At 37.6% G+C, this 22,293-nt stretch carries 21 protein-coding genes; 17 read left to right on the plus strand and 4 right to left on the minus strand.

The window, feature by feature from the left end; all coding sequences use genetic code 11:
- Positions 1-34 precede the first annotated feature (34 nt).
- The gene (locus ACFSFY_RS01005) at positions 35-1,288 is read left to right on the plus strand and encodes a Y-family DNA polymerase (RefSeq protein ID WP_381535302.1); all 1,254 of its coding nucleotides are present in this window, start codon (positions 35-37) and stop codon (positions 1,286-1,288) included.
- Between the two features lie 106 nt (positions 1,289-1,394).
- On the opposite strand, the gene ACFSFY_RS01010 is transcribed toward ACFSFY_RS01005, so the two are convergent.
- Complete coding sequence (locus tag ACFSFY_RS01010; protein ID WP_381535303.1) at positions 1,395-2,162, minus strand: class I SAM-dependent methyltransferase; 768 nt, start codon at positions 2,160-2,162, stop codon at positions 1,395-1,397.
- A 233-nt stretch (positions 2,163-2,395) separates the two neighbouring features.
- Between ACFSFY_RS01010 and ACFSFY_RS01015 the strand changes: the two genes are divergently transcribed.
- The 5 genes from ACFSFY_RS01015 to ACFSFY_RS01035 all read left to right on the plus strand — a co-directional run bounded on the left by ACFSFY_RS01015 (position 2,396) and on the right by ACFSFY_RS01035 (position 7,650).
- Complete coding sequence (locus ACFSFY_RS01015) at positions 2,396-4,150, plus strand: ABC transporter ATP-binding protein (RefSeq protein WP_381535304.1); 1,755 nt, start codon at positions 2,396-2,398, stop codon at positions 4,148-4,150.
- Entirely contained in the window at positions 4,150-5,937 is a 1,788-nt protein-coding gene (locus ACFSFY_RS01020) for an ABC transporter ATP-binding protein (protein WP_381535345.1), read from the plus strand. The genes ACFSFY_RS01015 and ACFSFY_RS01020 overlap by 1 nt, the downstream gene beginning before the upstream one ends.
- Before the next feature lie 152 nt (positions 5,938-6,089).
- A complete protein-coding gene (locus ACFSFY_RS01025; RefSeq protein WP_381535305.1) occupies positions 6,090-6,800 on the plus strand; it encodes a cytochrome c biogenesis CcdA family protein in 711 nt (236 codons plus the stop codon).
- A 21-nt stretch (positions 6,801-6,821) separates the two neighbouring features.
- The gene (locus ACFSFY_RS01030) at positions 6,822-7,151 is read left to right on the plus strand and encodes a thioredoxin family protein (RefSeq protein ID WP_381535306.1); all 330 of its coding nucleotides are present in this window, start codon (positions 6,822-6,824) and stop codon (positions 7,149-7,151) included.
- 4 nt (positions 7,152-7,155) lie between these two features.
- Positions 7,156-7,650 (plus strand): CcdC family protein, encoded by a 495-nt coding sequence (locus tag ACFSFY_RS01035; RefSeq protein ID WP_381535346.1) that lies wholly within the window; start codon positions 7,156-7,158, stop codon positions 7,648-7,650.
- Between the two features lie 23 nt (positions 7,651-7,673).
- Here ACFSFY_RS01035 and ACFSFY_RS01040 read toward each other — a convergent pair whose 3' ends face one another.
- Positions 7,674-8,102, minus strand: coding sequence for a DUF2621 family protein (locus tag ACFSFY_RS01040; protein ID WP_381535307.1), 429 nt, complete (start codon positions 8,100-8,102; stop codon positions 7,674-7,676).
- Positions 8,103-8,216: 114 nt separating this feature from the next.
- Between ACFSFY_RS01040 and ACFSFY_RS01045 the strand changes: the two genes are divergently transcribed.
- From ACFSFY_RS01045 to ACFSFY_RS01060, 4 genes are all read left to right on the plus strand, one after another.
- Complete coding sequence (locus ACFSFY_RS01045; RefSeq protein WP_381535308.1) at positions 8,217-8,435, plus strand: DUF1659 domain-containing protein; 219 nt, start codon at positions 8,217-8,219, stop codon at positions 8,433-8,435.
- A 26-nt stretch (positions 8,436-8,461) separates the two neighbouring features.
- Entirely contained in the window at positions 8,462-8,677 is a 216-nt protein-coding gene (locus tag ACFSFY_RS01050) for a DUF2922 domain-containing protein (RefSeq protein ID WP_381535309.1), read from the plus strand.
- A gap of 309 nt (positions 8,678-8,986) precedes the next feature.
- A complete protein-coding gene (locus ACFSFY_RS01055; protein ID WP_381535310.1) occupies positions 8,987-9,604 on the plus strand; it encodes an SCO family protein in 618 nt (205 codons plus the stop codon).
- Positions 9,605-9,633: 29 nt separating this feature from the next.
- Complete coding sequence (locus ACFSFY_RS01060; protein ID WP_381535311.1) at positions 9,634-10,314, plus strand: lytic transglycosylase domain-containing protein; 681 nt, start codon at positions 9,634-9,636, stop codon at positions 10,312-10,314.
- Positions 10,315-10,359: 45 nt separating this feature from the next.
- Here ACFSFY_RS01060 and ACFSFY_RS01065 read toward each other — a convergent pair whose 3' ends face one another.
- Positions 10,360-10,611 (minus strand): GlsB/YeaQ/YmgE family stress response membrane protein, encoded by a 252-nt coding sequence (locus tag ACFSFY_RS01065; protein WP_381535312.1) that lies wholly within the window; start codon positions 10,609-10,611, stop codon positions 10,360-10,362.
- A 98-nt stretch (positions 10,612-10,709) separates the two neighbouring features.
- A complete protein-coding gene (locus ACFSFY_RS01070; RefSeq protein ID WP_381535313.1) occupies positions 10,710-11,255 on the minus strand; it encodes a cysteine hydrolase family protein in 546 nt (181 codons plus the stop codon).
- A gap of 161 nt (positions 11,256-11,416) precedes the next feature.
- Between ACFSFY_RS01070 and ACFSFY_RS01075 the strand changes: the two genes are divergently transcribed.
- From ACFSFY_RS01075 to ACFSFY_RS01105, 7 genes are all read left to right on the plus strand, one after another.
- Positions 11,417-12,589 (plus strand): alanine racemase, encoded by a 1,173-nt coding sequence (locus ACFSFY_RS01075; RefSeq protein WP_381535314.1) that lies wholly within the window; start codon positions 11,417-11,419, stop codon positions 12,587-12,589.
- Positions 12,577-13,899 carry a D-arabinono-1,4-lactone oxidase gene (locus tag ACFSFY_RS01080; protein ID WP_381535315.1) on the plus strand — a complete coding sequence of 441 codons (1,323 nt, stop codon included), beginning with the start codon at positions 12,577-12,579 and terminating at the stop codon, positions 13,897-13,899. Before ACFSFY_RS01075 ends, ACFSFY_RS01080 begins: the two co-directional genes overlap by 13 nt.
- A 154-nt stretch (positions 13,900-14,053) precedes the next feature.
- A complete protein-coding gene (gene acnA / locus ACFSFY_RS01085) occupies positions 14,054-16,765 on the plus strand; it encodes an aconitate hydratase AcnA (RefSeq protein WP_381535316.1) in 2,712 nt (903 codons plus the stop codon).
- Between the two features lie 99 nt (positions 16,766-16,864).
- Positions 16,865-17,290 (plus strand): acyl-CoA thioesterase, encoded by a 426-nt coding sequence (locus ACFSFY_RS01090; RefSeq protein ID WP_381535317.1) that lies wholly within the window; start codon positions 16,865-16,867, stop codon positions 17,288-17,290.
- Positions 17,290-17,589, plus strand: a complete 300-nt coding sequence (locus ACFSFY_RS01095) for a hypothetical protein (protein ID WP_381535318.1) — start codon at positions 17,290-17,292, stop codon at positions 17,587-17,589. The genes ACFSFY_RS01090 and ACFSFY_RS01095 overlap by 1 nt, the downstream gene beginning before the upstream one ends.
- 117 nt (positions 17,590-17,706) lie before the next feature.
- Positions 17,707-20,913: a BTAD domain-containing putative transcriptional regulator gene (locus ACFSFY_RS01100; protein WP_381535319.1), complete on the plus strand. Its 3,207-nt coding sequence runs from the start codon at positions 17,707-17,709 to the stop codon at positions 20,911-20,913.
- 112 nt (positions 20,914-21,025) lie between these two features.
- Complete coding sequence (locus ACFSFY_RS01105; RefSeq protein ID WP_381535320.1) at positions 21,026-22,285, plus strand: substrate-binding domain-containing protein; 1,260 nt, start codon at positions 21,026-21,028, stop codon at positions 22,283-22,285.
- Positions 22,286-22,293: the final 8 nt, after the last annotated feature.

Genomic DNA, 22,293 nt, shown 5'->3' on the forward strand with positions numbered 1-22,293 from the left:
AAGGAACACACGTTCTCCTTCAGGAGGGATGTTGATGTACGAGCATTTACCGGTTCGACAAATGGTATGTCTAGACATGCGAAGTTTTTATGCGAGTTGTGCAGCTGCGGATGAAGGGCTTGATATTATGGATACACCGATTGCAATTATCGGGGATAAAAAACGAAAAGGAGGAATCGTTCTTGCCGCATCGCCACGTTTAAAAAAAGAATTTGGGATACAAACCGGTATGCGTCTTTTTGAGATACCGGATGATCCAACCATTCATTTGATAGAACCGAAGATGGCGTTTTATATAAAAGTGTCGATGGAAATTGCTCGCCTTTTGAATCGTTACGTTCCGAAAGAAGCCATTCATGTATACAGCATCGATGAAAGCTTCATTGATCTTGGTGGAACTGAAAGGCTTTGGGGCCCCTTAATAGAAACTGTGAAACAGATACAAGATGATCTTACGAATCAGTTTCAACTACGTTCAGCATGTGGAATCGGTCCGAATATGTTGCTGTCTAAGTTAGCACTGGATATTGAAGCGAAAAAGACTGGCATTGCACATTGGACATATGAGTCTGTACCCGAGAAACTATGGCCAATCGCTCCGCTAAGCCGAATGTGGGGGATAGGCAGTCGTACGGAAAAGACGCTCAATAATATGGGAGTATTCTCAGTAGGAGATCTTGCACAAACCTCCCTTGTAAGCCTTGAAAAAAAGTTTGGGATTATGGGGAATCAGTTATATTACCACGCGCACGGCATCGATTTGTCTGATATGGGAGCACCCCTAATTGAAGGGCAGGTAAGTTACGGTAAGGGGCAAGTTTTACACAGTGATTACACAACACGAAAAGATGTTCTTACAGTTATACTTGAAATGTGTGAAGACGTTGCAAGGAGAGCCAGGGAGGCAGACAGAGCGGGTCGCACAATTCATTTGTCTGTTGCGTATTCAAAGCATGCGCTCGGTGGAGGTTTTGGTCGGTCCCAATCTATAGGTGAAGCAACGAATGACACAATGGAGATCTACAAGACATCTACTCAGTTATTCGACAAATTTCATGACGGACGTCCCGTTCGTCGCCTGTCGGTGAGTCTTACAAATTTAGAAGAAGAGCATTCTATGCAGCTCAGTCTGTTTGATGAGCATAAATGGCGTAACAGAAAGCTGGGAACAGCTATGGATTCGCTTAGAAGTAAGTACGGTTCTACAGCGGTTTTACGTGCAGTTTCTTATACTAAAGCTGGAACAGCGGTAGAACGAGCAAAGTTAATTGGCGGACATTATAAGTGAGGGATTGAAGACTTATTTATACAGTTGAATCGTTAAATAAGAATGCGAAGCATATGAAGGAAATCTTCATATGCTTCGCGATTAAATTTCGGTCAAAGAGCATCCATTATTCTTTCAAACCGATTACGCGAATTCTTTTGTAATCTGCCAACCAAATGCCATCCTTATAGAGAGTGTTTTTTAAGTTAGTCTCTACTCGCGATACGATGGAGTCGATTAATTCTTTAGTAAGACCTTCAAAAATTTGGCTTCCGAACATTTCAATCCAATTCTTCATTCCGTTTTCACCGTCAAGCGGAGTCAAGCGGTCAAAGTGTTGTGCAAATGTAACTCTAAAGCCCGCCTTTTCCATTAAGGTAGCATACTCACCTATACTTGGAAAATACCATGGAAAGTTTTCCGGTTTAAACTCTAATCCTGCTTCTGTAAATTGTAGAATTATTTCATCTGTTATCATTTGTACATTACTTTTACCACCAAATTCCGCTACAAATCTACCATTTGTTTTCAAACTTTTATAAATAGAACCTAGTGCTTTTTCAGGTTGTTTTATCCAATGCAGTGTAGCGTTGGAGAAAACTGCATCAAATTCATCTTTATAATCTAAACTTGTGGCGTCTCCAACAGTGAATTGTATTTCTGGATATTTACTTAATGCTTGTCCGACCATGTTTTTTGATTGATCTACACCTACAACATTTGCTCCTTCAACAGATATTCTGTTGGCTAAATCCCCAGTCCCACAACCAAGGTCGAGAATTTTCTCGTCTTCTTTTGGAGTTAATAATTCAATGATATCGTTTCCGTAATTTGAAACGAAAGAATGTTTTGCGTCATATAAGTCTGCATTCCAGCTATCCTTTGTGCTTTTCATATCGGCTCTCTCCTTTGTCATTAATCACACTAAACTGTTTGTGTACAATATGAATGGTACCAAACTTAGCGCTAATTACTAGCAAAACTTATAAAAACAATCCATCTGTGATGAATAGTATATGTCGAAATTACTTCGAAATTCGAATAGTTTAAAACACGGAGCTTTTCTAATGAGTAGATGTTTGTTAAACTAACTAAAGGTTAATTTTGTATAGATTTAGGGGGAGTCATGTGAAGGTTTTAGTACAGCTCGGCTGGTTTTTCAAGCAAAGAAAAAAGCAATATGCTTTCGGAATAGGTGTACTTGTATTTGTTTCGTTGCTGCAATTGCTACCACCAAAGATTATGGGAATTATTATTGATGATATTACAGAAGGATCCTTAACTGCCACAGCTTTAACAAAGTGGCTCGTTATACTTGGTGTCGCTGGAGTTTTGATGTATATTGCAAGGTATTTCTGGAGAGTGATGATTTTTGGATCCGCGGTTCTTTTATCAAGGACTATGCGTGAAAAACTATTCCATCACTTTACGCGAATGTCTCCTTCTTTTTATCAAAAAAGACGGGTTGGAAACTTAATGGCCCATGCTACGAATGATGTAAATGCCGTACAGCAAACAGCAGGAATGGGAATCTTAACTTTGGTTGATTCCATTGCAACGGGCAGTTTTGTCATTTTGATGATGGCTCTTACAATTAGTTGGAAACTGACATTAATAGCTCTTATTCCAATACCGTTTATGATTTTACTGACAAGTTATTATGGAAAGTTATTACAACGACGATTCCGCTTTTCCCAGGAGGCCTTTTCTAATTTAAACGATAAGACTCAGGAAAGTGTATCTGGCATTAATGTAATTAAAACGTTTGGTCAAGAAAAAGAAGATATAGAAGATTTCACGAATCTATCTACAGACATTGTAAATAAAAACATGCGTGTAGCGAAAGTGGATGCACTCTTTGATCCAACCATTACAGGAATTTTTGCAATCTCTTATTTTCTTTCATTTTATTTTGGAACGAAGTTTATTATTTCTGGGGACATGTCTATTGGGGACATGGTGGCATTTAGTACATACTTAGGGCTTTTAGTATGGCCTATGCTAGCGTTTGGCTTTCTGTTCAATATTGTAGAGCGAGGAAATGCATCCTATAACCGAATTCTAGAACTGCTTTCTGTCGCACCTGAAATTATTGATATACCTGGAGCTATCGATGCTAAACCAGAAGGTGATTTACATTTCAATGTGGAGGAATTTAAGTTTCCTGACGATAAGCGAGCTGCACTACATGATGTCCATTTCACATTGAAACGCGGAGAAACGATTGGAATTGTTGGGAAAACAGGCTCAGGTAAAACAGCGATTTTAAAATTATTGCTAAGAGAATTTGAAGGGTATAAAGGAACCATTCTATACGGTGATATACCAATTAATGAGTATAAACAACAAAGTTTGAGAGAATCAATTGGTTATGTACCGCAAGACCACTTTCTATTTTCAACTACAATTGCAGAAAATATTGCTTTCATAAATCCTCAAATAGCTACTGAGAAAATTCATGAAGCTGCAGCCTTAGCTCATATTCATGAGGATATATTAGGATTTTCGGAAGGATATCGTACAATCGTTGGCGAACGAGGTGTATCCTTGTCAGGTGGCCAGAAACAGCGTATTTCTATCGCCCGTGCATTAATTATGCAGCCAGAACTATTGATTTTAGATGACTCCTTATCTGCTGTTGACGCAAAAACAGAAGAAGCAATTTTAAAATCATTAAAGGAAACACGAACAGGCGAGACAACAATTATTACATCCCACCGTTTAAGCGCAATCCAACATGCACATAAAATAATCGTTATGCATGAAGGTACAATCGTCGAGAGTGGAACACATGATGAATTAATTGAGCTAGACGGGCTCTATAAGGAAATGTACGATTTACAGCAATTAGAAGTACTTGTTGAAAAAGGAGGGGATGCATGATGCAACCTGAAAAACACCCAAAACTAACAATGAAAGACCAATGGGTTGTGTTGAAAAGGCTGTTACGTTATACATTCCCTCATAAGAAAAGTATTTCGATTGCATTAGTGTTATTGCTAATGACAATAACGGGAACCATAATTGGGCCTTTAATCATTCAAACATTTATTGATGACTATTTAATACCGTTACGTTTTCCTGAAAAAGAAGTGTTGATAATTGCACTTAGTTATATTGGAATTCAAGTATTTATAGTTACTGTGTCTTATTTTCAATCACTGCGTTTCCAGGAGATTGCATTAAAGATTATTCAACAAATGCGTATCGATGTTTTCACAAAAGTTCAAGGGCTTGGTATGCGTTATTTTGACAAAACACCTGCGGGTAGTATTGTTTCACGAGTAACGAATGATACGGAAGCGATTAAAGAAATGTTCGTTAGTGTTATTGTTACTTTTCTACAAGCTATTTTTATTCTTTTTGGTGTTTACATCACACTGTTTACACTAAATGCAAAATTAGCCCTTTATTCCTTACTGTTAATGCCGATTTTCTTGACAATCATAACTGTTTATAGAAAATACAGTGCCGATTTCTATCAAGATATTCGCGAACGATTAAGTCAGTTGAATGCGAAGATAGCCGAATCCTTATCCGGAATGGGTATGATTCAAGCTTTCAGACAAGAAGATCGTTTAGAGACTGAGTTCGATGATATAAATGAGAAACACTATAAAGCGGGATTACGAAATATTAAATTTGATGGGCTTTTATTAGGCCCTGCAATAGACCTTGTTTATGCTGGTGCGTTCGTTGTTGTACTCGGATATTTTGGATTTATGTCACTAGAGAGCTCAATAGAAGTAGGTGTGTTGTATGCATTTACGACGTTACTCTCTCGTTTGTTCCAACCGATTCAACAAGTTATGCAGCGTCTATCTATTTTCCAACAAGCGATTATTGCCTCTTCACGCGTTTTCCAATTAATGGACGATACGGATATTGAACCAGAACAAAAAGAGATTGAAGAAATTGAGATTCAAGATGGGAAAATCGAGTTTCGCGACGTCACATTTTCATATGATGGAAAAACAGATGTATTGAAAAATATATCCTTCACAGCAAACGCTGGAGAAACAGTTGCACTTGTCGGACATACTGGTAGCGGTAAGAGTTCGATTATCAATTTACTCATGCGTTTTTATGAATATGAGCAAGGGGAAATACTAATTGACGACGTATCTCTCAAATCGTATCCAAAAACCGAGTTGCGAAAGAAAACTGGACTTGTTCTTCAGGATCCATTCCTTTTCTATGGTGATATTGAAAGTAATATAAGGTTGCATGATAAAAGTATGTCTCAAGAGGAAGTAATTGCAGCGGCAGAGTTTGTCCAAGCAAATCAATTCATTGAGCAACTTCCGGATAAATATTTGCAGAAAGTAACTGAAAGAGGATCGACATTCTCAAGTGGGCAACGTCAACTTGTTGCGTTTGCACGCACAATTGCAACGAATCCTAAAATACTTGTACTTGATGAAGCGACAGCAAATATCGATACAGAAACAGAAGTCGCAATTCAGTCTAGCCTTGAAAAAATGAGGAAGGGACGTACGACAATTGCAATTGCGCATCGATTAAGCACAATACAAGATTCAGAACTTATACTTGTCCTTCACAAAGGTGAAATTGTAGAACGAGGGACACATCAGGAACTACTTTCCCAAAAAGGGTTGTACCATATGATGTATTTGCTTCAAAACAATATTGCAGAAGATGTAATGTGATTAGAAACTGGCTTGCAAACACCTAGTACAGGTCAATGCAAGTCGGTTTTTACTTTTCTTTATAAAAGTCATAAAGGTTTCACAGACAGAATAGGCGTATTTTATCGATACATTTGATACGATTAAAGAAGAAAAGTAAAGGAGAGAAAAATATGGGTACCGATATAAATTTGTTTATAGCCTTTGGTGCAGGGTTATTGAGTTTTGTTTCGCCATGTACTTTACCGCTTTATCCGGCATTTCTTTCATACATAACAGGCATGTCCCTTGATGATTTACAATCCGATTCAAAAAAGATGAATAAGTCGGGCATGCTTCATACACTCTTCTTTTTAATTGGATTTTCAGTTATTTTCGTTGCACTAGGATTTGCCTCTTCATTTCTAGGAACATTCTTTTACGAAAATATGGATATCATTAGACAAATTGGTGCAATATTAATTGTTTTGTTTGGTCTTATGATTACTGGATTATTTACACCAGAGTTTCTATTGAAAGAACGAAAGTTACAGTTTAAAAATAGACCATCCGGTTATTTAGGTACATTCTTCATTGGATTAGCATTTTCAGCAGGCTGGACGCCTTGTATGGGTCCAATTATTGGTGTTATTATTGCGTTGGCAGGTACAAACCCAGGATCCGGAATGCTTTATATGATTTCTTATGTATTAGGATTTGCAATCCCATTTTTCATTCTTTCTTTCTTTGTAACGAAAATAGGTGCAATTCGAAAACACAGCGGAACGATTATGAAGGTTGGAGGATACATTATGATAGCTGTAGGTATTCTCTTGTTTTTCGATGGAATGACGTACATCATTAATCTATTGTCTCCATTCTTTGGTGGATTTACAGGATTTTAAGAACTAAGCGAGGTGAGTAGAATGAAACGAATTGAGTCCTATGAAGCGTGGTTAACTGTTGTAAACCAAAAGAAACCGCTTCTTTTATTCGTGAAAACAGATCATTGTTCAGTGTGTGATGGCTTATTTCCGCAAGTTGCTGCGCTTCAAGTTGATTATCCTATTAGCTTCTATATGGTAAATATAGTTGAGGTGCCAGAAATAGCAGGGCAATTATCATTGTTTTCTGCACCCGTCGTTCTGTTATTTAATGAGGGCAAGGAACATGCTCGATTTGCACGTTTTGTTCAGATGTCTGAACTGAAATACCGAATAACGGAGTTAATCGAACGGGGGAACGATATTGATTGAAGATATTTTCACTAAAATTCCCCCTACATACTTGATAATAGGGTCAACTGTTTTAGCACTGTTCATGGGAACACTTGCGTTAATTGTTCGATCTAAAGCGGCGAACCGACCAGTAACTATAAAAAAGATAGTTTTACCGCCATTGTTTATGTCAACAGGTGCTTTAATGTTTATTTTTAAGGAATTCCGGGTGCCACCTGTGCAAATTTTAGAAGCGGTTATTGTAGGAATGTTGTTTTCAATCATTTTAATTAAAACGACAAATTTTGAATTTCGTAACGAAGATATCTTTATGAAAAGATCGAAAGCATTTGTGTTTATTCTACTAGGGCTGCTTATTATTCGTCTCGTAGGAAAATTGGTTCTTAGTAGTACAATTGATATCGGGGAACTTGGTGGGATGTTTTGGATACTTGCTTTTGGAATGATTGTGCCATGGAGAATTGCGATGCTCATAAAATTCAACAAATTGACTAAAGAAAAAGGTGTTCGCATTTAGTTGCGAACACCTTTTTCTATTGATTATTTAAATAAATTCTCGTATGGTGCAGCATCTAGTTTCATAATAGCGAGTTTTTTTCTTAGGAATTTATGGTCGCGTTTTGGCGTTGCTATAATATATCCTCGTATGATTAGGTCTGTATCAATTTTAGTCGCTTTTTCTTCAAGCGCTATTTCACCAATTTTTGCACCGATTTTTTGTTTGGCAACGGGTCGAAACAGTTCAGGAACTGGGCTACAAAGTTCTTCTAATAAATCTTTCGCTTCCGTATTCCATAAGTGAATGGATGTATCCACATAGTATTCTTGCCAATCTAAAGTCGATTTTCCATCTGCTTTAGGAAACACTTTTAAAAATTTGCGAAACATAAAAAATCCACCGATGGCAAATAATCCAACGAGAATAACTACCCAAAATAATATGAACCAAAGAAACCAACCGTTAAGCATTGCATTCACCTCTTCCGCTCTAATCCTATTATAAGAGTAAACGACAAAAAAATCACGGACAAAGTATCCCTTTTCTTCTATTTCATCTATATAAGAAGTGAAGGGGGTGAGAATATGGCGACAATCAACTTTAAAAATGCAGTAGGCCGCATCCATTTTGATGATGGTATGACGGATGACGGTAAACTCATTCGGAAGTCTAAAAGTTACCGTAACATTGGGGCGGATACGAGTGTAACAAGCTTGTATAAAGGACTTGAGGAACTTGCAACACTTTCATCTTTACCATTAATTGAAGTAGAGAAAATCGAAACCTCAAGCATTATGAATTAATTTAAAATGAAAAGGAGGACTATAAAATGGCGAAAATATTACAATTGAATTTTAGTACAACTGGAGGCAAGAAAACAACACTCACTGTAGATGAACCAAGAGCTGATTTGAAAGCTGTTGAGGTAAATACAGCAATGCAGGAAATCATCAATGCAGATATCTTCAAATTTGAGGGGCATTCTCTTGATACAGCACTCAGTGCGCGAATTGTTGAACGAATCGTCACCGAGCTAATCGAATGATAAAAAGGAAGCCGACCTTAGTTACTACTAAGGGTTCGGCTTTTCTTATACTTAAAATGTCAGTAGGGAGGTAATGGAGCTTTGTTTAAATTAGATTTAAGAAATAGGGTTTTTAATTTTCGTGTCCATTTATTTATTACATCAAATTGAACCGAACCATATTGTCTATCGTGAAGTACTCATCTTGATAAAAGTGAAGTTTACTTCATGAATACGTCAGTAATTCGTCAAAATTCGACTGCCCCTTTGCTTGTTTAGGATGTGCTATTCCTATATGATTAATGTATTATGTAATTTCGGAGGAGAAATATGCGAAAATCATTTAAAGTGTTTTATGTGCTGCTTCTAGTGCTTGTATTAAGTGCATGCTCAAGTGGCGATTTCAAAGCGGATCATAAATATAAGGTGGCACCATTCGAATTTACAAATCATCATAATGAAGAAGTTTCTCTGGATGATTTGAAAGGGAAGGTTTGGTTAGCCCAGTTCGTATTTACAAATTGCGACAGTGTATGCGGTCCTATGATGTTCAATATGGCGAAATTACAACATGATCTCATAGACAAAGGCTTAGAAGATTATAAAATTGTTTCATTCAGCGTTGATCCAGAAATTGATACACCTGAGATGTTAAATGACTATCTCGAAGTATATGCACCCATTCCAGGTGATGAAGACATTAAATGGGATGAATCGAAGTGGGAAATGCTAACGGGCTACAAGCAAGACGAAATTGAAAAACTTGCTATGGATTCCTTTAAAACAATTGTTATTAAATCACCTGAATCAGACCAAGTGTTCCATGCAGTCTTATATTCATTAGTGAATCAAGATGGCGAAGTTGTAAAACAATACAACGGAGTTGAAGATGTTCAATTTGAACAAATTGTAGAAGATATGGTAGCGTTAAATAAGTCTGGCTCTTAAATTACAGTAGCAAGGGGTGACAGGTTTTAGTGAAAAAACGACGTCTAAAAAGAGTATCAATGAAAACTAAAGCAGTTCTTATTGTACTGCTCATACCTGTCGCTGTTGTCGTATTTACATTGAGCACAATTGTTTTAGCAAGTATTTATAATACAGATTTTATACGAAAATCAGCAAGTACTTTAATAGAACTACAGGATAGACAAGGGGCAACTCATATTCCTGAAGAATATATTCCAATATATAAAGAGGCTGCTGATGCTTATGGAATCCCATGGACACTTCTTGCTGCACATCATCGTATTGAAACAAGGTTTTCCACAATGGATACACTTATTTCACCAGCAGGGGCAGAAGGGCATATGCAGTTCATGCCTTGTACGTTTGTTGGTTGGTCCTATCCTGGATGTACAGGTGGTTTAGGAAAAGGAGATATACCTGAGTCTGAAAAAACTGATCTCGCCATTATTGAAAAACATGGTGGTTATGGTGTCGATGGTAACGGAGATGGTATTGCCGATCCCTTTAATATTGAGGACGCAGTACATAGCGCCGCAAAGTATTTAGCAAGCAGCGGAGCAGCCGATGGAAATTATGAAAAAGCAATCTTTAATTACAATCGAAGTGATAAATACGTAAAAGATGTCCTCTATTTTTTTAATGAATTTGAGGCAGTCCGAGAGCAGTCTGAAACCTTGGTAGAAAAATAAAAGGATGGATTTCCACATGGGAATCCATCCTTTTATTTTTGTGCTTTATGCTTTTCGCATCGACTTCATAATTAAACTAACAATAAAGACAAGAATTATTGCACCAATTAGAGCTGGGAACACATAAAAGTCCGATACATGCCAACCCCATTGTCCAAGAAGTTTACCACCAACCCATGCCCCGATAATACCCGCCACAATGTTACCAATAATTCCGCCTGGAATGTCTTTTCCTAAAATTAGTCCAGCAAGCCAACCGATAACTCCACCAACAATTAAAAACCAAATGATACTCATCTTCAACATCTCCTTTTATATTTATGATTACGTACTAGTATTTGAAATAACCTTTATTTCTATACTTTAAACATCATAAATAAAAAAAAGAAGGTCAATTAGCGTACAATTGTTGCACCTAACGTATTTTCAAAATGACGTAATGCCCATTTATGACCTTCTGGATCGAAACTTGCGACACCTTGTTCATGGATGACAATTTTAAATCCGCGATTGTATGCATCTACTGATGTATGAAGAATGCAAATATCCGTGCAGACTCCTACAAGATGAAGCTCAGTGATTTCCCGTTCTCTTAAAAGAAGTTCCAAGTTTGTACCTGCGAATGCACTGAATCGTGTCTTGTCCATCCATTGTATTTCTTCTTTGCGTTGTTTATATAGTTGTTGAAGTGAGCCGAACAAATCTCTACCTCTTGTCCCGCGGATATTATGCGGTGGAAATTGTTTCGTTTCAGGATGAAATGGATCATCTGCATCATGTACGTCTACAGGGAAAACTACGAACTGTCCTTCATCCAAATACTGTTTAGTTAAGTTGGTTATGTACTCTTCTAAGGCAACACCAGGTTCTCCGCAGTTAAGAGCACCATCTAATGCTACAAAATCAACCGTATAATCAATGACAAGTAATGCTTTTTTCAATTGGATTCGACTCCTTTTTATTTTATTTATTCTAGCATGCCATATTGGGAAGAATAATTCAAAGATACAAATTTATCGATATATATTGCCCACTAAGAGATATCGGAATATACTTAAATGTAAGTGTATTACAAATGATCGTGTGGAAGGATGAATTTTCAGTGAAAAATGCAGAAATAGCGTACGCACATCTTACACGGCCATTGGCTTGCATTGATCTAGATGTTTTAGACCGAAATATTGCGTTTATTAATCAGAAGGCGAGAGGAAAGGATATTCGAATTGCGACAAAGTCAGTCCGTTCAATAGAACTTCTGAGATACATTGGAGAGCGAATAGAACATCATTCGGGTTGGATGACCTTTGATCTTTATGAATCTCTTTATTTATTGGAAGAAGGATTTGATCATTTGTTATTGGGATATCCTCAACTTGAGGAATTGCCCATGATTTCTATTTGTCGATTTATAAGAGAAGGTAGAACGATTATATTTATGGTGGACTGTATTGAACAATGGCAGTGGTTGGACAAGATCGGAGAAGTAAATGATGTACTTCTAAATGTCTGTATTGATATCAATGTTTCAACAGATTTCAAACTCGTTTATTTTGGAACAAAACGTTCCTCGTTAACTTCGATTGGACAAATCAAATGCTTATTGGATGAAGCAAAGACTTTAACGAATACAAAGCTTACGGGTGTTATGGGGTATGAAGCGCAAATTGCGGGAGTTACCGATATACCAAACGCCAAATATCAGATACCTATTATTAAGTTATTAAAAAAGAAATCCTCTAAAAAAGTTCGTATATTTCGAAAAAATGCCGTCGATTTAATAAAAAGCCGATTCTCTTCGTTAAGTTTTGTGAATGGTGGAGGTTCCGGAAGTATTGAATTCACTTCCGGAGAAGATGAGGTAACTGAACTAACGATCGGTTCTGCATTTTATTTCCCTGCGCTTTTTTCAAGATATGAGAGTCTTCCACTTGAAGCAGCAACAACATTTGCTTTACGAGTAACAAGAAAACCTGAAGAGGGAATTGTTGTTTGTCATGGTGGAGGATACATTGCTTCTGGAGCGACCGGCTCAGATAAAAATCCGGTACCCATTTGGCCAAAAGACCTTTCTCTTCTTAAAAACGAAGGTGCCGGAGAAGTGCAAACGCCTCTTTTGGATTCGAAAAGTAAACTCAAAATAGGGGATACGGTTTATTTTTCACATGCAAAAGCAGGAGAATTATGTGAACGGTTTACAGAACTTCATGCAAGACGAGGTTCAGATTATGTAAAACCATTTAAAACATATAGGGGGCATGGCGGATGTTATCTTTAAAAGTTTTTCAAAAAAAAGCTGAGTGGACCAATTGGGCAGGAAACGTTAAGGCATCCCCTCACTATTCCTATTCTCCAAAAAATGTTTCGGACGTCCAAGAAATTATCGATAGCTGTCGAATTAGGGGGCAATCTCTTCGAGTGACTGGAGCTGCTCATTCTTTTAGTCCAATTGCTTGTCCAGATAATGAAACTATGTCATTAGACCATTTAAGTGGATTAATTTCATATGACAGTATGGCAATGGAGGCCCGCTTAAGAGCTGGGACATATTTATATGATGCAGTTATTCAGTTGGGTTCTGTTGGAATGGCATTTGAAAATATGGGAGACATACAGGAACAAACAATTGCAGGGGCTGTAAGCACGGGAACACACGGAACAGGTATTTCATTAGGTTCGTTATCGAGTCAAGTAGTTGAGTGGACTTGGGTTGATGGCTATGGTCAACTAAGAAATCATCGTCGAGCAAATGATGATTTATCCAAGGCCCTTTCTTTGTCCCTTGGGTTGTTGGGTGTTCTTGTAGACGTTACGATTCGCACTGTTCCGCTTTATAGTTTAAGAGCAGAAAGTTGTCGCTATTCCTATGATGACGCTTTAACAGACTGGCAAGATGATGTTCAAACGAATCGTCATCTGGAATGGTTTTACTTCCCTGGAACAAACACAGCACAAGTTAAAAAGACAAATATCGTTCCTCTTGTTAAACAAACTCGACAATCAAAAGCAGTTGATTTAGTAAAAAACGGATTAATAGAAACAGTTGCTTTTAAAGCGATTTCAGAGATTTGTAGAGTGAAACCGCGTATGTCTCGAAAAATGACCGCGTTTTCTGCGAAAAATGTTCCAATTGGGATAAAAGAGGGTATATACTATGAAACACTTCCTTCCCCAAGGTTGGTAAAATTCACAGAAGTAGAATATGCAATTCCTTTCAATCGATTTAAGGAATGCATAGAAGAAATTCATACCTTTTTAAATGCACACCCATTTTATGTCCACTTTCCTATCGAGTGCCGTACTACTACCGGTGAAGATGCATTTCTAAGTCCAACACAGAACGAGGATTCAGTCTTTTTAGCTTTTCATATGTACAAAGGGATGGACGATGGCCCTTTCTTTAAATGGGTCCACAAACTAATGGCCGGATATGGTGGCAGACCTCATTTTGGAAAGAAAAATGATTTAACACATGGAAAATTAAATAGATTATATCCAAATTTACATCGATTTATGGATGTTCGAGAAACAAACGATCCGAATGGAACTTTTATGAATGCATATACTAGAAAACTATTTATGAGTTAAGTAGAGTCAGAAATAAATAGGTCATTAGATTAACTTATAGAAGACTATAAAGTTAATGTAATTTACTTATGTGCTTAGGTATTATATGATGGAGTAGAGAAAAGACGTACTTTTATAAACCTTTTCAGTAATTATTTAGAAGGAGGAAATATTTATGACTAAAAGTAACTTACACAACAGCCGGACTTCATTTGAACTTAACGGCAAGACGTATAATTATTATCGCCTAAAAGCTCTTGAGGAAGCAGGCGTCGCAAACGTTTCCAATCTACCTTATTCAATTAAAGTATTACTTGAATCAGTATTAAGACAATACGACGGTTATGTCATTAACGACAAACATGTAGAAAATCTTGCAAAGTGGGGGAAAGACGCAGATAAAGATGCAGAAGTTCCTTTCAAACCTGCTCGTGTAATTCTACAAGACTTTACAGGAGTCCCTGTAGTAGTTGACCTTGCGGCACTTCGCTCAGCAATGGCTAAAATGGGTGGAGATCCAAATAAAATTAATCCTGAAATTCCAGTAGATTTAGTTATTGACCACTCTGTACAAGTTGACCGTTACGGTTCAGCTGATGCGCTTCGTGTCAATATGGAACTTGAATTTGAACGGAACGCTGAACGTTACCAGTTTTTAAGCTGGGCACAAAAAGCGTATGACAACTATCGTGCTGTACCACCAGCAACGGGTATTGTTCACCAAGTAAACTTAGAGTATCTTGCACATGTTGTATACGCTGTTGAAAACGCAGACGGTACATTTGAAACGTACCCAGATACACTTGTAGGTACAGATTCTCATACAACAATGATTAACGGTCTTGGAATTCTCGGATGGGGTGTTGGCGGTATTGAAGCAGAAGCCGGAATGCTCGGGCAACCTTCTTATTTCCCAATTCCAGAAGTTATCGGAGTTAAATTAGTTGGTGAACTTCCAAACGGTACAACAGCAACAGACTTAGCACTTAAAGTAACACAAACACTTCGTGCTCATGGAGTTGTTGGTAAATTTGTTGAGTTCTTTGGTCCAGGAGTGGCGAAATTACCACTTGCAGACCGTGCAACAATTAGTAACATGGCACCTGAGTATGGTGCAACTTGTGGATTCTTCCCAGTTGACGAAGAAGCACTTAATTACATGCGTCTAACAGGTCGCGAAGAAGAGCAAATTCAAGTTGTTAAACAATATCTGATTGAAAATGATATGTTCTTCACTGTTGATAATGAAGATCCAACTTATACAGAGGTCATTGAAATTGATTTATCTGTAATTACAGCAAACCTTGCGGGTCCGAAACGTCCACAAGATTTAATTCCACTTACGGAAATGCAACGTGAATTCAATGATGCAGTTGTTGCTCCTGAAGGTAACCAAGGTTTTGGTTTATCTCCAAAAGAACTTCAAAAAACAGCTAAAATTGAATTTGAAGATGGGCGAACAGTTGAAATTAAAACAGGTGATCTTGCTATCGCCGCAATTACATCTTGTACAAACACATCGAATCCTTATGTAATGTTAGGTGCTGGACTTGTTGCGAAAAAGGCAGTTGAAAGAGGTTTAGTTCCTCCTGCATATGTTAAAACATCACTTGCACCAGGTTCTAAAGTTGTAACAGGATACTTGGAGGATTCAGGTTTAAATGCTTATCTTGACCAAATCGGATTCAACACAGTAGGTTACGGATGTACAACATGTATCGGTAACTCTGGTCCACTTCTTCCTGAAATTGAAAAAGCAATTACTGGAAACGACATGTTAATGTCATCTGTTCTTTCAGGTAACCGTAACTTTGAAGGTCGAATTCACCCACTTGTGAAAGCAAACTATTTGGCTTCTCCGCCACTAGTTGTTGTATATGCACTTGCTGGAACTGTTGATATCGACTTGGATAAGGATCCAATTGGTAAAGACAAAAACGGTTTTGACGTATTCATGAAGGATATTTGGCCAACTACTGAAGAAATTAATGAAGCTGTTCAGTCAGTGGTTACTCCGGAATTGTTCCGTAAAGAATATGCACGTGTATTCACAGAAAACGAAGCTTGGAATGCTATTGAAACTACGGATGATTCATTATATGATTTCGATGAAAACTCAACATATATCCAAAATCCACCGTTTTTTGAAAACTTAGCAACAGAGCCGTCTGATATTCAGCCGCTTTCTGGTCTTCGTGTCATCGGTAAATTTGGAGATTCAATCACAACTGACCATATTTCACCTGCAGGTGCGATTGGTAAAGATACACCAGCTGGAAAATACTTGATTGAAAATGGCGTTAACCCTCGTTTCTTCAACTCTTACGGCTCACGTCGTGGAAATCATGAAGTAATGATGCGCGGTACGTTTGCGAATATCCGTATTCGTAACCAAGTTGCAAAAGGTACAGAAGGTGGATTCACAACTTACTGGCCAAACAAAGAAATTATGCCGATTTATGATGCTGCTATGAAGTATCAAGAAGAAGGCACTGGACTTGCTATTATTGCAGGTCAGGATTACGGAATGGGTTCTTCACGTGACTGGGCAGCGAAGGGTACATCTCTTCTAGGTATTAAAACAGTTATCGCTGAAAGCTACGAACGTATTCACCGTTCAAATCTTGTAATGATGGGAGTTCTTCCACTTCAATTCATGAAGGGCGAAGGCGCTGCATCACTTGGTTTAACTGGTGAAGAGGAAATTCAAGTAAACATTGCAGAAGGCGTTAAACCACGCGACATTCTGAAAGTAACAGCAACATCTAAAGATGGTTCTGTGAAAGAATTCGACGTACTTGCACGCTTTGACTCTGATGTTGACGTTGATTATTACCGTCACGGCGGAATCCTTCAAATGGTTCTTCGTGATAAAATGAAAGCTTAATATGGATTTTTAAAAGGTGCTCATTCATTTGAGCACCTTTTTTCCCTTTTACAGCTTTTTCTTAAGTACTTTTGTATAATTGATGAAGAGGTGAGCAACATGTTTATTAGCGAAAAAGAAGTTGAAATACGTTATGCAGAGACAGACCAAATGGGTGTTGTCTATCATGCCAATTATTTAGTGTGGATGGAACTTGGACGAACTAAAATCATAAAAGATTTAGGGTATACATACGCACAGCTCGAAACAGTAGGGTACCTATCGCCGGTAATTGATTTATCCATTCAATACAAGGCGGCAATGAGATACGGTCAGACGGCAACTGTGCGTACTTGGATTGAAAAACACGATCGTCTTCGGACAACGTATGGTTATGAAATTCTGCATGAGAATGGAACGGTAGCGGCAACTGCCAAATCAGAACATGTATTGGTCGCAAAAGATACGTTTCGCCCTGTACCGTTAAAAAAAGTCCATCCGGAATGGGATGCTAAATATAAAGAGATTCAAAGGAGTAAAGACTAATGGCATTTGGAATTCAGCGTTCTGAACTGCAAGATTGGAAAAGCTCGGTAAGAAGTGGAGAGATTGCCTTCTTGACTCATTACTGGTTGGATGAACGATTTCCAGGATGTAAGACGGTAACAAAAGTAGGTTGCTCGGATATTGAAAAACTGATTGAATGGGGCAAGCAATACGGGTTGAAGGCAGAGTGGATTGATATGAAAAAAGATTACCCACACTATGATCTATTTGGGCAGCGTGAGCGGGACATCTTGATAAACGAAGGCTTAAAAAATCAATTGGAACGCTTTAGACTTTGAATTGAACTGTTAATGTACTTATTCAATAAATATTTAAACGAACAAAAGATATCACCCAATTCCGAATACTCTTGTGATAAACTTAAGAACATAGAGTGTTTGGAAGGTGATAAATAAATGGAACAACAAGAAATTTTACGTTCAAAAATAATACCCCCAATACCTACACATACATATATGCGTAGGTCTATTTTTGTTCGAAAAATGAATGCTTCGGAACATGTCAAATTAACTTTACTGCATAGCGGTGCTGGTTTTGGTAAAAGTTCGGGCTTATCTTCTTTTTTTAATGATAAAAGATCCATTTATACTTGGTATTCAGTCACGGAGGAAGATGATAACATTCTACCGTTCATTACGTACCTTATACATAGCATTCAACGAGTAATTCCGAATTTCGGATATTCGTTGAAAGATTGGGAAAATCCCTCCATGTATCCAAAAGAAGAAGATTTAGCTCGTTGGCTTGCCTTGTTCATAAATGAATTATGTGAAATAGGGGAACCAATCTCAATTGTTATCGATGATTATCACATTGTAGATCATGTTTTTCATATCAATTATATGATGGAGAAAATTATTGAATTCCTTCCGCCACATGTACATTTAGTAGTTGCAACGCGGAATCGACCAAAATGGTTTAGCTTAAATAAATTGAAGTTAACCTCTCAATTAAGTGAAATTATCGAAGAAGATTTTATGTTTACTGAAGATGAAATTATCGTATTTTTTGAAGATTATTTTGACAAACAATTATCCGTTGATGAAGCGAAAAACATTGTACAAATGACGGAAGGATGGGCAATTGCGGTAAACTTGATGGCGATGCAAATGTCTGAAACTGAGATCCCTTTCCAAAAAGCTGTGAAGCCGGCACTACATGAGCTTTTTACTTATTTATCGGATGAAGTTTTTAATAGAATGGAGATAATAGAACAAGATTGGTTGCTTGCCTATTCCATTTTCCCAGTTTTTTCAGAGCAACTCATTCGAGACTTTCATGGTATGGATGCCGCTGAACATCTTAGTGCCTTTGCTAGACAACATATGTTCATACAGCCTCTTAGTGAAATTGGAACTTATCGATATCATGCCCTTTTTCAAAAGTTCTTGGAATCGAAATGGCTGAGCAACAACCATACAAGTTTTGAAGCTATTCATAAGAAAGCTTCGAACTATTATAAGGAGAGAAATAATTCCACACAAGCAATTTATCATTCAATAAAAAGTGGGGATTGTTATTTCATTGGGGAAGTACTATCTGAAGCTGGAGATTCGTTAATAAAGTCAGGTCAATTCGATTGGCTTTTGGATACTATAAAAGATTTACCCAAAGATGTGCGCGATATGTATTGCCAACTTTATTTTTATGAAGGTGAAGCACATAGATACCGAGCATTTTATGAAAAAGCATTTGATGCATACACGACAAGTATTCAATTGGCTAAAGAAGAAGACAATGCGTATTTTCAAAGCCGTGCCAATGGGGGCATTGCGCATATTTATTTAGATACGATTCAACCTGAATTAGCAAAGGCATATTTATTAGAAGCTATTGTTCTTGCCCAAAAAAGCAAGAAAACTTCTTTTCGAGAGATGGAATTGTTAAAACGACAATTTGCTGAAAACCTTGTGAATTTAGGAAAAGCTGCAGATGCTGAAGTATGGGTAGCAAATGAAAAGTTAGATACAACAATCCTATGTGAAGGTAATTTAGATGCACGAATGTCATTACGGACCGGGAAATTGAGTACAGCAAAAGAAATTTTAACGAATCGTTTAATAGAGAAGTCAGCATTGCCTGATTCACATAGAGAAACAGATGTTTTGTTATCACTTATCTATTCTCTTATGGGAAAAGTGGACTTGGCTTTTGAAAGTGCTCAGAAAGGGATAGAGGTTGGAGGAAGGGAAAGGTCAGGTTTTGTAGAAGCTGTCGGTTGGATTCGAATGGGACACGTGAAAGTGCTATCAGACCCTTACAATTTACAAATACCAGATGGTTATTATGTGAAAGCAATCGATCGAATGGAAAAATTAAACGTTTCCCGTGGAAAAGCAGAACCTTTAATGGGCTTATCTATTATAAAAGCACGTCAAGGACTTTTTGAAGAGGCTATTAGCTTTGGGGAAGAGGGCCTTCGTGAAACTGAAAAAGTAAATGATGGATGGCTATCTGGACTTATACGGATCGGTCTTGCAATCGTTCATTTTTATGGTAGAAATTACAAGTGTTCGGAAGAGAATGCAATTGCTGCAAACAACCTATTTAATAAATGCGGGGACAAATATGGTACGATGGTTGCTACTTTTTGGCTTATGAATGTTTATTATAAAACTGAAGAAGAATGCTTGTTTAATGAACAGTCTAGACAATTTGCGAAATTGTGTGTAAAGTACAACTATTACTTTTTCGTGAAAATAAAAACAATATTTTGCCCTTTCGATATGGAATCTATTCCTCAGCTTCTTATAAAAGCACGAGATTCAAACAAAGAGAATAAAGAGATTCAGCAAATCATTAGTGATTTGAATTTGGAGAACCTAGCGACACATCCTGGTTATAAAATTGAAATTCAAATGTTGGGTATCTTTAAAATCCATCGCGGTTTAGATGAAGTAGATGACCGCGATTGGCAGCGAGATAAATCAAAAGAACTTTTCATTTATTTACTTTTAAATAAAGATCGGTATATCTCAAAAGAAGAAATTATGTATACACTGTGGGAAATGACAGATGTAAAAAAGGCAGATAGGGATTTTAAAGTAGTTTTGAATGCATTATTAAAAGTCTTGGAACCTAAACGCAGTCCAAGAGAGAAATCGTTTTTCATTTTAAGAAAACAAACAATGTATCGTTTAAATCCAGATGCTGTGTTTATAAGTGATGTGGATCGCTTTCATCAATACACAGAGCTTGGCTTAAGGGAGCTCACTCCAAACGTTTCAAACGATCAGTTACTAAAAGCCATATCCTTATACAAAGGGCAGCTCTTTGAAGAGAAATTAGCAGTTGGCTGGATAAATGAAGAGCGTGATAGATTGGAGCAGAAATACATGAGCGTGATTGAACGTCTTGCACAGACATTCACACGTCTCAGTAATTTCGGGAAAACAATCTATTGGGCGGAAAAGCTTTTGCGTATCGATCATACTTGGGAAGAAGCTTATCGTCTACTAATGTTTGCTCATTATCAACAGAACAATCGTTCCCAAGCGATAAAATGGTATAAAAAATGCGTTGTAATTCTTTCTGAAGAATTACTGATTGAACCAATGGAGACGACGAAGGAAATGTATAAAATCATACTCAACGAACTGTAGAAAGCAAATTATATTTGTTTTCTATTTTTTTGTAACTGAATTGTAACTCTGCTCTTGTAGAGTAATAGTTAGAAAGTAAGCGATTACAATTGAGGAAAGGGAGGGTTAATTTATGATGAAGAAATGGGTGCTATTTTTATTACTAGCATTGGTATTAGTGGTTGGTGCAGCTTGTACGAGTGATTCTGGAAAAGAATTAGAAGAGACAGATGTAACAGACAGTGAAAAAATCGAGGTTTCAAAAGAAGAAGTGGAAGCAGAAATGGAAGTTATTAAAATTGGTGTGCTTGCTTCCCTTACTGGCGCTCTTGAATCATATGGTAAACAGACTCGACAAGGTTTTGAACTAGGATTAGAGTATGCGACAAACGGCACAATGGAAGTCGCAGGAAAGAAAATTGAAGTTGTATATGAAGATACTGAAACAAAGCCTGAAGTTGCGGTTCAAAAAGCAACCAAACTACTAGAAGATGACAAGGTTGATTTCCTTGTTGGATCTTCAAGTTCAGGTGACACTTTAGCGGTACTGCCACTGGCTGAGGAATATGAGAAAATTATGATTGTTGAACCTGCCGTTGCAGACAGTATTACAGGTTCGGAATTCAATCAATTTATATTCAGAACTGCTCGAAACTCTTCACAAGACGCAGTAGCAGGTGCAGCAGCTATTGCAAAACCGGGCGTTAAAATCGCAACTTTTGCTCCGGACTATTCATTTGGATGGGACGGCGTTGCGGCATTTAAAAAAGCGGCCGAAGATCTTGGCGCCGAAGTTGTATTGACTGAATTTGCAGACCCTGCCGCAACGGATTTTACATCTAATTTGCAGAAAATCATTGAAGAAAAACCGGATTATATGTTTGTCGTATGGGCTGGAGCAAATTCACCTTGGAACCAAATTTCAGATTTAAAGATGCAAGAAAAAGGGATTAAAATATCAACAGGTGCGCCTGACATTGCGGCCCTTTCAGTAATGGAACCTTTAGTTGGCATGGAAGGATTCACTGTATATTACCACACACTTCCGGACAATGAGGTCAACGATTGGCTTGTGGAAGAACATAAAAAACGATTCGATGGTGCAGTTCCTGATTTATTTACTCCTGGTGGAATGTCTGCGGCAATTGCAATTGTGGAAGCACTCACCAAATCAGAAGGTGAGGCAGACGGCAATAAACTGATAGGTATTATGGAGGGAATGTCTTTTGAAACACCAAAAGGCACGATGACGTTCCGAGCAGAAGATCATCAAGCTTTACAATCACTGTATTCAATAAAACTTGAAAAAGTAGACGGTATAGATTATCCCGTTCCAATGCTAATAAGAGAGTTGTTACCAAGTGAGACCGAGCCACCGATAATGAACAAATAACGATTATT

This window comes from Sporosarcina siberiensis, from assembly GCF_042681925.1.
In the GTDB taxonomy this organism is placed as follows: domain Bacteria; phylum Bacillota; class Bacilli; order Bacillales_A; family Planococcaceae; genus Sporosarcina; species Sporosarcina siberiensis.

Excerpts from the sequence above, each read along its gene's own strand:
- ACFSFY_RS01030 (WP_381535306.1), top strand. The coding sequence starts at position 6,822 with ATGAAACGAATTGAGTCCTATGAAGCGTGGTTAACTGTTGTAAACCAA.
- ACFSFY_RS01040 (WP_381535307.1), bottom strand. The coding sequence starts at position 8,102 with ATGCTTAACGGTTGGTTTCTTTGGTTCATATTATTTTGGGTAGTTATT.
- ACFSFY_RS01065 (WP_381535312.1), bottom strand. The coding sequence starts at position 10,611 with ATGAGTATCATTTGGTTTTTAATTGTTGGTGGAGTTATCGGTTGGCTT.
- acnA (WP_381535316.1), top strand. The coding sequence starts at position 14,054 with ATGACTAAAAGTAACTTACACAACAGCCGGACTTCATTTGAACTTAAC.
- ACFSFY_RS01045 (WP_381535308.1), top strand. The coding sequence starts at position 8,217 with ATGGCGACAATCAACTTTAAAAATGCAGTAGGCCGCATCCATTTTGAT.
- ACFSFY_RS01010 (WP_381535303.1), bottom strand. The coding sequence starts at position 2,162 with ATGAAAAGCACAAAGGATAGCTGGAATGCAGACTTATATGACGCAAAA.
- ACFSFY_RS01105 (WP_381535320.1), top strand. The coding sequence starts at position 21,026 with ATGATGAAGAAATGGGTGCTATTTTTATTACTAGCATTGGTATTAGTG.
- ACFSFY_RS01050 (WP_381535309.1), top strand. The coding sequence starts at position 8,462 with ATGGCGAAAATATTACAATTGAATTTTAGTACAACTGGAGGCAAGAAA.
- ACFSFY_RS01095 (WP_381535318.1), top strand. The coding sequence starts at position 17,290 with ATGGCATTTGGAATTCAGCGTTCTGAACTGCAAGATTGGAAAAGCTCG.
- ACFSFY_RS01005 (WP_381535302.1), top strand. The coding sequence starts at position 35 with ATGTACGAGCATTTACCGGTTCGACAAATGGTATGTCTAGACATGCGA.
- ACFSFY_RS01055 (WP_381535310.1), top strand. The coding sequence starts at position 8,987 with ATGCGAAAATCATTTAAAGTGTTTTATGTGCTGCTTCTAGTGCTTGTA.
- ACFSFY_RS01080 (WP_381535315.1), top strand. The coding sequence starts at position 12,577 with ATGTTATCTTTAAAAGTTTTTCAAAAAAAAGCTGAGTGGACCAATTGG.
- ACFSFY_RS01020 (WP_381535345.1), top strand. The coding sequence starts at position 4,150 with ATGCAACCTGAAAAACACCCAAAACTAACAATGAAAGACCAATGGGTT.
- ACFSFY_RS01025 (WP_381535305.1), top strand. The coding sequence starts at position 6,090 with ATGGGTACCGATATAAATTTGTTTATAGCCTTTGGTGCAGGGTTATTG.
- ACFSFY_RS01100 (WP_381535319.1), top strand. The coding sequence starts at position 17,707 with ATGGAACAACAAGAAATTTTACGTTCAAAAATAATACCCCCAATACCT.
- ACFSFY_RS01090 (WP_381535317.1), top strand. The coding sequence starts at position 16,865 with ATGTTTATTAGCGAAAAAGAAGTTGAAATACGTTATGCAGAGACAGAC.